Here is a 14466-nt window from a genome sequence, read left to right on the forward strand (position 1 = left end):
CTACTCTGGCCACCGTGTCCAGTGTTCAGCGCGCTCCCGGGGATGACGATCCAGTCACCCCCGACGACGACGTGCTCGAACCCGCGGCGGAGACGTCTGCTGAGACCCCGCCCGAGGACGTGACCAGCCTCGACGCGCAGTCCACCTCGGACGCGAACCGCAAGGGCCGTGCCAACGGCCTCGTCGAGGTACGGCACTGGCCGATCCCCGTGCTCATGCTCGTCGACGTCGCGATCCTCGTCGTCATCCTCGTGCTGCTCGCCATGAGCCGGTACGAGCAGAAGGCCTCCATCGTCAACCGCGAGGGCCTTGGCCTGGCCCTGCTGCTCGGCGCCTGCGTCTACCTCGCCACCTACTCGATGCTCGTCGCCCGCCGCTGCCGGTGGGGCACCCAGGACGAGGTCGTCGGCCTCGCCGTGGTCGCCATCTTCCTGATGTCCTCGATGAGCGCGGCCTCGATCCTCACCCATCCCGCCATGCTCCCGCTCTCGGTCGCGGTCACCGCTGCACCGTGCGCGGCGTGCGGGTGGTTGGTCCTCCGGTATGTCGCGGTGCAGTACCACCGCGCGCGCAAGCGCCGTCAGGGCCGGGCCGGTCGACGGGCCCTGGTCGTCGGCGCCGGGTGGGGTGGTCGCCAGGCCATCGCGATGATGCTCGACGACGCGGGCAGCGTGCTGCACCCCGTCGGCCTCGTCGACGACGACTCCGGCAAGCGCCACCTCGGCATCTCCGGCATCCGCGTCCAGGGTCGCATCGAGGACCTCCCCGAGCTCGCCCGCCGCCTCGGTGCCGAGGTCGTCCTGCTCGCCGTGCCCTCTGCGTCGCCCGGGCTGGTGCAGCGTGTCATCGACCTGACCAACCAGGCCGGGGCCGATCTGCTGGTGCTCCCCTCCCTCGACGAGATGCTCTCGACCCAGGGGGTCTCCGGTCCCACCCGCGAGGGCATCCCCGGTGGGGTCCGCATCGACCTGCCGCGCCAGGCGTTCCGCCCCGTCCTGCTCGACGACCTGCTCGGCCGCGGTGCCGTCGAGATCGACGCCGAGGCCATCGCGTCCTACCTGCGCGACAAGGTCGTCCTCGTCACCGGCGCCGGTGGCTCGATCGGGTCGCAGCTCTGCCGCGAGATCGTGCAGTACCAGCCCGCCCGCCTCGTCATGACCGACCGCGACGACAGCCTCCTGCACGCGGTCCAGCTGTCCGTCGACGGCCGCGGCATGCTCGACTCCGAGGACCTGGTGCTGGGCGACCTGCGCACCCCGGGGTTCATCTCCGACCTCATCGGCCGGCACCGACCGGACGTCGTCTTCCACGCGGCGGCCGTCAAGCACCTCACCCTGGCCGAGCGGTATGCGTCGGAGGCCTTCCTGACGAACGTCGCCGCGACGAGCGACCTGCTCGCCACCTGCGTCGAGCAGGGGGTCAGCCGCTTCGTCAACATCTCGACGGACAAGGCCGCCGACCCCGCGAGCGTCCTCGGGTTCAGCAAGCGGATCACCGAGCGCCTCACCGCCTCCTTCGGCGTCAAGGCCGGCCCGTCGGCGCGCTACATCTCCGTGCGCTTCGGCAACGTCCTCGGGTCCCGGGGTTCGGCGCTGACCACGTTCGCCGCCCAGCTCGCGGCCGGGCGCCCGCTGACCATCACCTCCGCGGAGATGACCCGCTACTTCATGACCGTCCACGAGGCCTCGCAGCTCGTGCTGCAGGCGGCGGTCCACGGGCGCAGCGGTGAGGGCCTGATCCTCGACATGGGCAAGCCGCACAACATCGAGCAGCTCGCCCGTCGCTTCGCGGCGCTGCAGGGCTTCCCTCCCCCGACCGTCGTCTACACCGGGGTGCGTCCCGGCGAGAAGATGACCGAGCGCACCCTGGCCAGCGACGAGCCCGACCACCGCCCGTTCCACGACCTCGTCACCCACGTGGGCATGCCGCTCATGCCCGACGACGTCCTGGTCGACATCGACCGGGTGCGGCGCGAGCTGGGCCTGGGCCGCTTCATCGACCTGCACGCCTGGCTCAAGGTCGTCGCGTACGCCGCCGAGCCCGTCTCCCTGTCGCCCGGCTCCGTCTCCAGCGGCCGGGCATGACCCCAGCCCTCGCCTGGGCCCTGGTCACCTGCACGGCGCTCTCGGTGCTCGTCGTGCGCGGGACCCTGCCGCTGCTGCGTCGGCACAGCGTCGTCGACATCCCCGCAGACCGGTCGCTGCACGTCGTCCCCACGCCACGCGGTGGTGGGCTCGGCGTCGTCGCCGCGGTGCTCGGTGCCGTCCTGCTCGTCGCGGCGATCCACCCGGACGCCGTCAAGGGACGGGTCGACGAGCTCTTCCTCGTGCTGCTGCCGGTCATCGGCTTCGGCGCCGTCGGCTTCGCCGACGACCTGTGGTCACTGTCGGTCCGCATCCGCCTGCTGGTGCAGGGCGCGCTCGGCCTGGTCTGGAGCCTGTCGGCCATCGCCGTCACCGGCGACGGGGTCGCGTGGGTGCCCTTCGTCCTCCTGGGCACCATCGCGATGGTCAACATCACCAACTTCATGGACGGCGTCAACGGCCTCATCTCCGGCCACGCCGTCGTGGCCGGCCTCTGGTACGCCGTCGCCGGCGTCCACTACGACGTGCCGGCCGTCGCGGTCCTCGCTGTCGGTGTCGCAGCCGGCGGACTCGGCTTCCTGCCCTTCAACCTGCCCACCGCCAAGGTCTTCCTCGGCGACATCGGCTCGTACGCGCTGGGGGCCGCCTGGGCGGTGCTCGCCTCGTGGCTCGTGCTGCTGCCGGTGCCCACCGAGGTGGCGCTGGCACCGCTGTTCATCCTCGTCCTGGACGCCGGGGTCACCCTCGTCCGGCGGATGTCGCACGGTGACCGGGTCTTCGAACCGCACCGCCTGCACGTCTACCAGCGGGTCGCCCACGCCGGCTGGCCGCACATGGCGGTGTCGGGGATGGTCGCCGCGGCGACCGCGCTCGCCTGCCTGCTCGCCGTCCCCGCGATGCTCGGCGCCTCGCGCCCGACCCGCGGCGCCATCCTCGTCGCCGACGTCGTCCTCGCTCTCGCGTACCTGGGGCTGCCCCGGTTCGTCGGTGGGTCGGCGCGGTGGGGCGCGGCCCGTGGTGCCGTGCCGCTCGAGGTCGTGACGACGGACGGTGTGGCGCCCGGCGCCATACCTCCCGCCGCGTCCCCGGTCGCGGACCCGGCGCCGCCGACAGCCACGGACACAGCCCTGGCCGCGGACGTCGACCGGCCCCTGCAGGAACCCACGTCGTGAGGATCCTGCTGCTCACGCACTACTACGCCCCCGAGGGTGGCGCCCCGCAGCAGCGGTGGGGCGCGCTGGCCGAGCACTTCCTCGCCGCCGGGCACGAGCTGACCGTCATCGCCCCCGCTCCGCACTACCCGCACGGGAGCCTGTTGCCCGAGCACGCCGCCATGGCTCCCGGGGCGGTGCACTCCGGCCCGCACGGCGAGACCGTGCACCGGGTCGCCTTCCGGGGGTACGCCGGGGACGTCGGGTCGAGGTTCGTCGACCAGGTCGTCGCAGCACGGGCCGCGGTCCGGACCGCGCGCACCACTGCTGCCGGGTCGCGGCCGCAGGTCGTCGTCGCGACGGTGCCGTCCCTGCCGATGCTCTGGGCCGGGCGCCGGGTCGCGGCCCGCCTCGGGGTGCCGGTCGTGGCCGAGATGCGCGACGCGTGGCCGGACCTGCTCACCGTGGCCGACGAGTGGGACGCGGTCTCCGCGGGACGGGGGCGCCAGGCGGTGCGCCGTGTCTCCCGTGGCGGGCTGGCCGGGGTCGGCCGGGCCACGACCTACGAGCAGCGCCGGGCCGACGCCGTCGTGACGACCACCGACACGTTCGCCCAGGTACTGCGGGACCGCGGCCTCGGGCGGGTCCACGTCGTGCGCAACGGCGCCCACCCCGTCCCCGGCTATGACGGCCACACCCCTCGCGACGCCGCGGACGGCACCCTCAACGTGCTCTATGCCGGGACGATGGGCCGGGCCCAGGGTCTCGCGACTGCGGTGCAGGCCGCCGCCCTTGCCGGTGGCCGCGGCACGCGCGTCCGCCTGCGGCTCGTCGGTGACGGCGCCGACCGCGCCCAGCTCGTCGCGCTCGCGGCTGCTGAACGCGTCGAGGTCGAGTTCGTCGAACCGGTCCCGCGCGCAGCCATGGGCGAGCACTACGCCTGGTGCGACACGGTGCTGGTCAGCCTGCGGCCGTGGCCCGCGCTGGAGCTGACCGTTCCCTCCAAGCTGTACGAGGCGATGGCCCTCGGCGTCCACGTCACCGGTTCGGTGGCGGGCGAGGCGGCCGACATCATCACCGGGTCGCACGTCGGCCACGTCGCGACACCGGGCGATCCGGCCGCGCTGGCCGAGGTCTGGGAGTCGGTGGCCGCTGACCGCAGCCTCCTCGACCCGGGGACCGACGGCATCGCGTGGGTCGGCGAGCACGCCGAGGACTCGCGCCTCGCCGCCGACTACCTCGAGATCCTCGACGGCGTGGTGACCGGCCGTGGCTGACCGCACCACCCGCGCCGGTGGGGTGGATACCCTGCGCAACCTCGGGATCCTCGTCGTCATGCTCCGCAGGCACGCCCAGGACGACCCCGCGCGCCTCGCCGTGCAGGGCATGCGGCGGATGCCGCCACGCGTCCGCCGACCGGTCGCCCGGGCGCTCGCCCGCGCCGCGAGGCCGGCTGCGGCCAGTCCGCTCCAGGCCCTCGGCAGCTACCTCGCCGACCGCCCTGAGGACGCCCGCCGTGTGCTGCGGGACCTGCCCGCCTCGACGCTCGGGGGCAGCCGCATCGCCTCCGAGCTCGCCGTGCAGCTCGACCTCGACGTCCCGCCGGGCGCCGGTGCCGTATTGCGATCGCGCGCGCTGTGGCGTCGCGGCGACCTCACCGCCGCCATCGCGCTGCTCGAGGCCGCGCCCGGCCGGGCCGCCCGTCGCCAGGCCCAGCGCCTCGCCTCCGAGCTGGCCACGATGCGTCCCGGCTACGCCGTGCCGGTGCGGTGGTCCTCCTCGTCGCACGTCGATGCCAGCCCAGTCACGGACCGCGGTGACCGCACGGACCCCGGTGACTTCACGATCGCGGCGCCGGCCGGTGGTGTGGCTCCGCGCCATACGGGTGGGGAGCGGTCGGGGGCACCACGGGCCCTGCACCTGCTCACCAACTCGTTGCCATGGACGCAGTCGGGTTATGCGCTGCGGTCCCACTCGATCCTGCGCGCGCAGGCCGGGCTGGGGATCGGCGTCCGTGCGGTGACCCGGCTGGGCTACCCCGTCAACGTCGGGCTCCCGTGGGCATCGAGCAGCGATGTCGTGGACGGCGTGCCGTACCACCGGCTGCTGCCGCGCCGGATGTCCGCGACGTCGGAGGGGCGCCTCGAGCAGACCGCGGAGCTGTTGAGGTTCCACGTGGAACAGTTCGCGCCGACCGTGCTGCACACCACCACCCACTTCCCGAACGCGCTCGTCGCGCGGGCGGTTGCGGGGGCGGCCGGTCTGCCGTGGGTCTACGAGGCGCGCGGCCAGCTCGAGAAGACCTGGCTCGCATCCCGGCCCGCCGACCAGCGCGACGAGGGGGCGGCGAGCGAACGGTTCAGGCTCTGGCACGCCAAGGAGACCGAGGTCGCCGTCGCTGCCGACCACGTCGTCGTGCTGTCGGAGGTGATGCGCGACGACCTCGTCCAGCGCGGGGTGCAGCCCAGTCGCATCACCGTCGTGCCGAACGCCGTCGACGCCGGCCTGCTCGAAGGACGCACGACCCCGCGCGAGGGACGTCGGGCGCTCGGCCTCCCCGAGGAGGGCCGGTGGGTCGGGACGGTGTCCTCGCTCGTCGACTACGAGGGGCTCGACGTGCTGCTGCACGCCGTCCGCCGGCTGCGCGACGAGGGGCTCGACGTGCGATGCGCGATCGCCGGCGACGGCATCTCGCGCCCGTCGCTGCAGCAGCTCGTCACCACTCTCGGCCTCGACGACGTCGTGGTGATGCCGGGCCGGGTCAGCCGCGCCGAGGCGGCACGGTGGCACCGCGCCCTCGACGTCTTCGTCGTCCCGCGTCGCGACACCCTCGTCTGCCGGACCGTCACCCCGCTGAAGCCGATCGAGGCGATGGCGGCGGGACGCCCGGTCGTGGCCAGCGACCTGCCCGCACTGGCCGAGATCGTCGCCGGACCGGGCAGCGGACTGCTCGCGACGCCGGACGATGCCGGTGCGCTGGCGGGTAGACTCCACGGGCTGCTCGAGGACGACTCCCTGTGGCAGCAGCTGGCCGCCGGAGGCCGGGAGTTCGCCGCGACGCGGACCTGGCAGGCCATGGCCGCCCGCTACCACGATATCTACGAGACCCTGGGGAGCAGACCGTGAGCGAACGGGCTCGCACCCTCTCACCCCTCGACGGGGTGGACGACGTCCAGCTGGAGGTCGTCGACATCAGCGGCCTCAAGCCGGTCGGCCAGCGCGTCTCGCTCGGCGCGTACGTCCACCAGCTGTGGAAGCGCCGCTACTTCATCTGGGCCGACTCGCGGGCGCGGGCCTTCGCCGGCAACCGCGACACCCTGCTCGGCCGCTTCTGGCTGGTCGGCAAGCCGGTCCTGGACGGCTTCACGTACTTCCTGATCTTCGGCGTCCTGCTCGGCACCGCGCGAGGGGTCGAGAACTACATCGGCTTCCTGCTCATCGGCGTCTTCATGTTCTCGTTCACCTCGGGGTCGCTCAACGGCGGCGCCACGGTCATGATCGCGGGCAAGAACCTCATCCGTGCGTTCTCGTTCCCCCGGGCCTCGATCCCGCTGGCCCTGGCGCTGCGCCAGGCGATCTCGATGTTCCCCGTGGTCATCACGATGCTCATCATGATCATGGTCATCCCGCCGCACGCGAAGGTGACCTGGCTGTGGGCGTTGTTCCCCCTGGTCTTCCTGCTCCAGCTCTCCTTCAACACCGGCCTGATCCTGTATGCCGCGCGGCTCACCAGTGCCCTGCCCGACCTGCGGATGATCATCGGGTTCGCCTCGCGCTTCTGGATGTACGGGTCCGGGGTCATGTACTCGATCGAGCGCTGGGTGACCCACCCGAAGGCGCTCGCCGCGATGGAGCTCAACCCCGCGTTCTGCGTGCTGGAGATCAGCCGCGACCTGCTGCTCTACGGCGTCATGCCCGACATCAAGCTGTGGCTGACGCTGACCGCGTGGGCCGTCGTGACGCCGATCCTGGGGTTCCTGTACTTCTGGCAGGGCGAGGAGGAGTACGGCCGTGAGTGACACCCACCTCGAGGAGGTCTCCACCGCCGACGTCGACAACGACGGCCAGAGCCCTCCCGACGCCGACCAAGGGCCCAAGAAGGGCATCGAGGTGCCGCTCGGTCCCCCCACGGTCGTGGTCCAGCGCCTCTCGGTCCACTACCGCGTCGCCAGCAAGGAGCGCGAGAGCCAGGACGCGACCCGGGCCCAGCGCGCCGCCCGCCGCATCGGCTGGGACCGCACGGTCACCGTCAAGGCCGTCGACGACGTGTCCTTCGTGGCCCGCGCCGGTGAGGCGATCGGCGTCGTCGGCCACAACGGCTCCGGCAAGAGCACCCTGCTGCGCGTGATGGCCGGGCTCGAGACCCCCACGAAGGGCCGGGTCCTGGCCCACTCCACTCCGTCCTTCCTCGGGGTGAACGCCGCCCTCATGCCCGAGCTGTCCGGCATGGAGAACGTCCGCCTCGGGCTGCTGGCCATGGGGATGACGCCCAAGGAGGTCCGCGAGGCGATCCCCGACGTCGTCGAGCTCGCCGGGATCGGTCGCTCCGTCCACCTGCCGATGAAGACGTACTCCTCCGGCATGGGTGCCCGCCTGCGCTTCGCCATCTCGGCCGCGGCACGTCCGGAGATCCTGCTCATCGACGAGGCGCTCGCGACGGGCGATGCGGCCTCCAAGGAGCGCAGCGAGGCCCGGATGGCCCAGATCCGCGAGCAGGCGGGAACGATCTTCCTCGTCTCCCACGCGGCCCAGACCATCGAGGAGATGTGCACCCGGGCGATCTGGCTGCACCAGGGCGAGATGGTGCTCGACGGTCCCGCCTACGAGACCGCCCGCGCCTACCGCTGGTGGGCCTGGAACATCGCCAAGGGTGAGACGGCCAAGGCCGACGTCCTGCTCGAGGCCGCCCGGGCCCAGCTGCGTGCGACCGTGGTCCAGCCCGAGGACACCAGCACCGACCAACACCTTTCACGACACTCGTCGAGAAACTGACGGAAGAGAACTTCTTGACCCTGCGCATCATGACCATCTACGGCACCCGCCCGGAGGCCATCAAGGTCGCCCCCGTCATCAAGGCCCTCGAGGCCCACCCGGACTTCGAGTCCGTGACGGTCGTGACGGGTCAGCACCGCGAGATGCTCGACCAGGTCAACGAGATCTTCGGGATCGTCCCCGACCACGACCTCGACGTGTTCGCGCACGGCCAGACCCTCAACGGCCTGATGGCCAAGGTGTTCGACCGGCTCGACCCCGTGCTCGTCGACGTGGCTCCCGACGCCGTGATCGTCCAGGGCGACACCTCCACCGTGGCCGCGGCCTCGATCGCGGCGTTCTACCGCCGCATCCCGGTCGTGCACATCGAGGCCGGCCTGCGCAGCGGCGACATCAACTCGCCATTCCCCGAGGAGGCCAACCGCAAGCTGACGAGCCAGACGACGGCCCTGCACCTCGCGCCGACCTCCACGTCGCAGGCGAACCTCCTGCGCGAGGCGATCGACCCGGCCACCGTCGCGGTCACCGGCAACACCGTCATCGACGCGCTCCTGCACACGGTCAAGCAGGACCTCGCCTTCACCGACCCGCGGCTCGCCGAGGTCGAGGCGTCCGGTCGTCCGGTCCTGCTCGTCACCACCCACCGCCGCGAGAACTGGGGCGGTGCCATGGAGGGTGTCGGCCGTGCCCTGCGCCGCCTGGCCGAGGCGTACCCCGACTTCCACGTCATCCTCCCCGTGCACCGCAACCCGATCGTGCGCGAGGCCGTGCTGCCGCAGATCGAGGGCCTGCCGAACGTGCTCGTCACCGAGCCGATGGCGTACGGCGAGTTCACCCGCCTGATGGGCCTGTCGACGATCGTCCTCACCGACTCCGGCGGCGTGCAGGAGGAGGCTCCGTCCCTCGGCAAGCCGGTACTCGTCATGCGCGACAACACCGAGCGCCCCGAGGCGGTCTCCGCCGGCACCGTGAAGCTCATCGGCACCGACGAGGAGCGCATCGTCGCCGAGGTGTCGCGGCTGGTCGACGACCCCGCCGCATACGAGGCGATGTCCCAGGCGGTCAACCCGTATGGCGACGGGCTGGCCGCCGACCGCTCGGTCGCGGCGATCGCCGCGCTGTTCGGGATCGGCGAGCGGCTGCCCGAGTTCACCCCGAGGTAGTCGACGGTGCTGCTCCGCGACCGCCTGCGCGCAGTGCCGCGGCGACGATGGCTGCCGGCCGTCGTGGTGCTCGCCGTGGTCACGGGCACGGCCGGAGCGGTCGTGGCCTGGCCTGACGACGAGTCCGCGATGGGTCGGCGGGCGGCTCCGTCGGCGACCGCGACGGCCACGCGACCGGAGGCGCCGGCGATCGAGCCGAGGGGACCGGTGTCGGCGGCGTCCAACGGGTTCGAGGCCAAGTCGCTGGCCGCCGCGGGCTGGCGGGTGTCCGGCACCGGTGCCGCCTCGATCGAGACCGGCGACGAGGCCCGGAACGGTCGGCGTGCGCTGAGTCTGGAGGCACCCCGTGAGGCGTCGCGCCCGACCCGCGTACGCCTCGCGCGGATACCGGTCGGGCAGGGGCTCGCCTGCGACGTCGGCGCCTGGGCGCGCGACGTCACGCGGGAGCAGCGCCTGGAGGTCGCCTTCCTCGGAGCCGACGGGAGCCCGGTCGGCGGGGAGCCCGCAGCGACCGGGACCTCGGACCCCTCCGGTAGTGCGGACCCCTCCGGGACCTCGGCCACCGTGGCGACCGCGACCACCGGCTCGCCGGTGTGGAGCCGGGCCACCGTCAGGGCCACGTCGCCGCGCGGGACGACGCAGCTGCAGGTGACGATCACCGCGGGGGCCGGGTCGAGCGGGCACTGGGACGACGTCGACGTCACCTGCCCCCTGCTCCCCGACGCCGGGTTCGAGCGAGCCGGTGACCGGCCCGAGCAGCCCCGGGGATGGTCGGTCGTGGCCGGCGAGGGCACGAGCGCGCGACGGGTGCAGGCTCCTGATGGTGGTGGGCACCTCCTCGAGGTCCGCGACGGATCCGCGACCGCGGGCGTCGTGGTGCGCAGCCAGCCGACCCCGGTGCCGCCCGGTTTGGAGGTCACGGTCTCGGCACGGGTCCGGCTGTCGGAGGGTCGCCAGCAGGTCGTCGTCAGGTTCCTCGACGCCGCCCGACGGCCCCTTGGCCACCTCGCCCGACTCCCCGTCGACACCGCGCCCGGCCAGTGGGAGCTGTGGTCCGCCCCGGTGTCGGTGCCCTCAGGTGCGCGCTGGGCCACGGTCGAGGTGGCGAGCGACCCGGCGAGCGATGCTGAGGGTGGTGACACGGGTGGCGCTGCGGGTGGTGGTGCCAGCGTCGGCTCGTGGGACGACGTCGCCGTGAGCCCGGTGACGCCTGCCTCCCGTCCCATCCAGGCGGCCGAAGCGGTGTCCGGGCTGAGCGGCTACCTCAACACGAACACCTCCGGGACCACCGTCGTGGACGGGCGCACGCTGCTCTACACCGTCGTGTCCGGCGATCCGGCCGAGCTGCAGGTGGCCGACCTCGAGACGGGCCGGCTGCTCGACCTGCACGTGCTTCCCGGGGCTGCGGCTGCGTGGGCGGTGGTGACCTCTCCGGACCAGCGGTCGGTCTACCTGGGTGGCGCCTCGGGGCACCTCCTGCGGTACGACCCGGTGGCCCGCTCGCTCACCGACCTCGGCCGGGCGACGACCCAGGCGCAGGTCGTCTTCGGTCTGGCCGTCGGTGCGGACGGCCGGGTCTGGGGTGGCAGCTACCCGGGCGGGGAGCTGTGGGTGCACGACCCTCGACGCAAGGGCTTCACGACCATCGCCCCCCTGCGGGGCGGTCACGAGTACGCGAGGTCGCTGGCCATCGAGGGCCAGACGCTCTACGTCGGCACCGGCTCGGTCAACCCGTCCATCATCAGCATCGACCTGCGGGACCCCGCCGAGCGGCAGGAGATCGCGTTGCCGGGCGCACCGCGCTCCGGGTTCGTGACCGAGCTGCGTTCGTACGGTCGGCTCCTGGCCGCGAAGCTCCCCGACGGCGCGCGGGGCGTCTACGACCTCGAGCGCTCCACGTGGGACACCCCGGTCTCCAAGGACGCCACCGGACGACAGCTGGCGCAGTCGCCGTCCACCGTCCCCACGGGGCAGCCGTTCTACTACTTCAGCAACGGGCTCCTGTGGCGGGTCCACCCCGACCGTGCGGACGCGACGGCCAAGGTCCCGGTGGCGAGGACGTCCATCCCGCCGGGTCGCGACCGGTTCGTCGTCCGGGCGACGCTCGACGGCACGACGTCGGACTGGCTGGTGTCCTACGACGGGTCGCGTTCCGTGGTCGCCATCGACGTGGGCGCGCTCGCGGACGGGACGGACGGGGCTGACGGGCAGGACCTCCCGCAGGCCCGGTGGCTGCGCACGACCCTGGCCCTCGACCCGCAGACGCTGCGGATCAAGTCGTTGGGCGCAGGCGCTGACGGGGTGCTCTGGGCCGGCGGGTTCGGCGGGGCGAGCCTGAGCAGCCTCGACACCAACCGCCCCGCAGCGGCCCTCACCCCCCGGGTGGGTGGCGTCGACACCGGTGCCGCGCTGCTCGGCTTCGGGGAGGTGGAGGGCCTGGCCTCGAGCGGACCGTACGAGTTCTTCGGGACCTACACGGGCGCGCGGATCTTCCGGTTCGACACCCGGCAGCCGTGGGTGGACGGGAAGAACCCGGCCCCGGTCGCCCACCTCGGTCCGTCCTGGGGGCAGGACCGTCCGGGCGCGTGGGCGACCTCTGCCGACCGCACCTACTTCGGGACCATCCCGCGGTACGGCCGCCGGGGCGGCGTGCTCGGGTGGTTCGAGGGGGACAGCACGACACCCACGGTGGTCCCGAGCCCGGTCGCCGACCAGAGCATCGTGGGGCTGGCCGCGAGCGGGTCCGTGGTGTTCGGCGCGACCTCGCGCTGGGGTGGTCTCGGTGTGGGGCCGACCGCGGCCGGGGCCGTGGTCTTCGCGTACGACACCGAGCAGCGACGCGTGCTCTGGACCTCGACGCTCGGCGTGGACCTCCAGTCGGCCGGCTCGGTGCTGCTCGACGGCAGTGGGCGGTTGTTCGCGCTGACCCGGTCGGTGCTCGTGGAGCTCGACCGGTCCGACGGGAGCGTCGTCCGCCGCTTCCCGCTGGGCCCGGCAGGCGGCGGCGAGCGGGCCACCTTCGCCGACACCGACCTCGCGGAGGGCGGTGGACGACTGTGGGCGGTGACCCCCGACGGCCTCTGGGCGGTCGACACCGGGAGCGGCGGGTTCACCCGGGTCGCGGACCGTGGGATCAGGTTCCCGCGGGTAGAGTTCCTCGCTGATGCCGCCTACTACTCGGCCGGCCGAACCCTCATGAAAGTCGCGGTCCCATGACCCACACGCCCAGCTCGGCCCTGGCCGACGTCCTGGACGCGAACACCGAGGGCTCCCGGGTCGCCCCGGCGACGGTGGTGATCACGGGATCGCTCGACGGGCGGTCCAGGCCCGACGGGCTGACGTCGCTGTCCGAGCGCCTCCACGTGCGGTGGTCCCCGTCCGGGCGCACCACGGCGAGCGACTCGCGCGGCACCGTGAGCCTCGACGGCGTGGCCGTGGTCGAGCGTCGCCTGCTGCGCACCGCCGGTGAGCTCATGGAGGTCTGGGACGGCAGGGACGCCGGTGACTTCGCCCAGTGGTGGGGCGCCCGGGCCCGGCAGTCGGCCTGCGCCTACGTGTGGCACGCGGCGTCGCGCCGGCTCGTGGTGCTCCCCGACCCGATCGGCGGAGCGACCGTCTTCGTCCACGAGGTCGACGGTGTCTGCGTGCTGTCCTCCGACTACGGCGCCCTGATCTCCACCCTGACCGAGCTCGGGCTGCGCCCGACCAAGGACCTGATGTACCAGGTCGAGCGCACCGTCGTCGGCAGCGGGGGGCTCTGGGAGACCAGCTACACCGGCGGTCGTCGCGTGCCCACCTTCACCCATGTCGTCGTCGACGCGGCCGGTCTGCGCGAGGTCCGGTACGCCGCGGCGCCCTCGCTCACCGAGCCGCTCAGCTATTTCGACGGCCTCTCCACCGTCCGTTCCGACGTCCTCGCCTCGGTCGAGGCCATCGCGGCTGCCCCCACCGAGGAGCGGGTCGCCCACCTCACGGGGGGCTTCGACTCCCGGCTGGTGCTCGGGGCCATCCTCGAGACGGGTCTGCAGGACCGGTTCGACTTCTTCTGCAGCGGGCCGCCGGAGTCGCCGGATCGTGCGGTGGCCGACGGCCTGGCGCGGACGTTCGGGCTCACCCGGGCGCACAGCGGCGGCCTGATGCCAGTGGTGGTGGGCTCCTTCGTCGAGCAGCAGCAGGCGCTCCTGAGCTACACCGCCGGCCTGTCCAACGTCGGCCCGACCGGCCTGGAGCCCCAGCGCGACATCGTCGCTGCGGGCGGCGGGTACGGCGAGCTGTTGCGGTCGTTCTACACCCACGCCATCACCGGACAGGGGAACGCGCCGTGGGAGGACGGCCGTGGCCTGCTGACCGCGATGCTCGGTTCGGCGCCGGACGAGGGCATCCTCACCACGCACGCGTTCGGGCTGATCGCGTCCCGTCTCAGCGAGGTCCTGGCCGGCATCCACGGCACCGGCGTACCGGCCGACTTCGTGGGGGACGTCTTCTACTCCGACGTCCGCAACCGCTACCACATGGGCGCGACGACGCTGTACTGGAGCCGGGTCGGCGCCAGGGTCAACCCCCTCTACACCGTCGCGGCGCTGCCTGCCGCCCGCGAGCTCACCGGCCTCGCCCGTCGCGCCAACGTGCTCGGCTACGACCTGCTCGAGTCCTTCGGCCGCTCCCTGTCGCAGTACCCCTTCGACACGGACCGGTCCTCGCCCGAGTACCGCCGCCAGCGCCGCGCCCGTCGCGGGATCCCGTTCGGCGACGGTCCCCTGCGCTGGGCCACCAGGCGTCCGAGCACCTCGGCACCGGGGCCGGAGATCACCCCCGAGCGGAGGGAGCTCGTGCTCGCCAGGGCCAAGGCCGTCAACCTCATCTACTGGCAGTCGCTGCACCTGGAGTCCACCCAGAGCGCCTTCGGCCAGGTGCTCGAGCAGGTCGACCTGTCCGACTACACCGAGGTCGTGAACCTGTCCTACCTCCAGGAGCTCGCCCGCACGACCTCGTGGACCCGGGGCAAGGTGCGCCACCTGTATGCCGCGTCCGCGATGCTCACGTGGTACGCCGAGGACGCCGCTCGGTGAGCCCGGC

9 protein-coding genes are annotated in these 14466 nt (G+C 73.0%); all 9 read left to right on the forward strand.

The features are described 5' to 3' along the window. Positions 1-14: 14 nt before the first annotated feature. The 9 genes from ABD286_RS11065 to ABD286_RS11105 are packed head-to-tail and all read left to right on the forward strand — an operon-like array spanning position 15 to position 14459. Positions 15-2084 carry a polysaccharide biosynthesis protein gene (locus ABD286_RS11065; RefSeq protein WP_344193131.1) on the forward strand — a complete coding sequence of 690 codons (2070 nt, stop codon included), beginning with the start codon at positions 15-17 and terminating at the stop codon, positions 2082-2084. After that, positions 2081-3256 carry an MraY family glycosyltransferase gene (locus ABD286_RS11070; RefSeq protein ID WP_344193133.1) on the forward strand — a complete coding sequence of 392 codons (1176 nt, stop codon included), beginning with the start codon at positions 2081-2083 and terminating at the stop codon, positions 3254-3256. The genes ABD286_RS11065 and ABD286_RS11070 overlap by 4 nt, the downstream gene beginning before the upstream one ends. Then, complete coding sequence (locus ABD286_RS11075; protein ID WP_344193135.1) at positions 3253-4512, forward strand: glycosyltransferase family 4 protein; 1260 nt, start codon at positions 3253-3255, stop codon at positions 4510-4512. The genes ABD286_RS11070 and ABD286_RS11075 overlap by 4 nt, the downstream gene beginning before the upstream one ends. Further along, complete coding sequence (locus tag ABD286_RS11080; protein ID WP_344193137.1) at positions 4505-6361, forward strand: glycosyltransferase family 4 protein; 1857 nt, start codon at positions 4505-4507, stop codon at positions 6359-6361. The genes ABD286_RS11075 and ABD286_RS11080 overlap by 8 nt, the downstream gene beginning before the upstream one ends. After that, complete coding sequence (locus ABD286_RS11085) at positions 6358-7254, forward strand: ABC transporter permease (protein WP_344193139.1); 897 nt, start codon at positions 6358-6360, stop codon at positions 7252-7254. The genes ABD286_RS11080 and ABD286_RS11085 overlap by 4 nt, the downstream gene beginning before the upstream one ends. Further along, the gene (locus ABD286_RS11090; RefSeq protein ID WP_344193141.1) at positions 7247-8227 is read left to right on the forward strand and encodes an ABC transporter ATP-binding protein; all 981 of its coding nucleotides are present in this window, start codon (positions 7247-7249) and stop codon (positions 8225-8227) included. Before ABD286_RS11085 ends, ABD286_RS11090 begins: the two co-directional genes overlap by 8 nt. A gap of 29 nt (positions 8228-8256) precedes the next feature. Beyond that, complete coding sequence (gene wecB, locus ABD286_RS11095) at positions 8257-9390, forward strand: non-hydrolyzing UDP-N-acetylglucosamine 2-epimerase (protein ID WP_344193143.1); 1134 nt, start codon at positions 8257-8259, stop codon at positions 9388-9390. A 6-nt stretch (positions 9391-9396) separates the two neighbouring features. Continuing rightward, a complete protein-coding gene (locus ABD286_RS11100) occupies positions 9397-12606 on the forward strand; it encodes a hypothetical protein (RefSeq protein WP_344193145.1) in 3210 nt (1069 codons plus the stop codon). Next, positions 12603-14459 (forward strand): hypothetical protein, encoded by a 1857-nt coding sequence (locus ABD286_RS11105; protein ID WP_344193147.1) that lies wholly within the window; start codon positions 12603-12605, stop codon positions 14457-14459. The genes ABD286_RS11100 and ABD286_RS11105 overlap by 4 nt, the downstream gene beginning before the upstream one ends. Positions 14460-14466: the final 7 nt, after the last annotated feature.

This window comes from Pedococcus aerophilus, assembly GCF_039532215.1.
GTDB lineage: Bacteria > Actinomycetota > Actinomycetes > Actinomycetales > Dermatophilaceae > Pedococcus > Pedococcus aerophilus.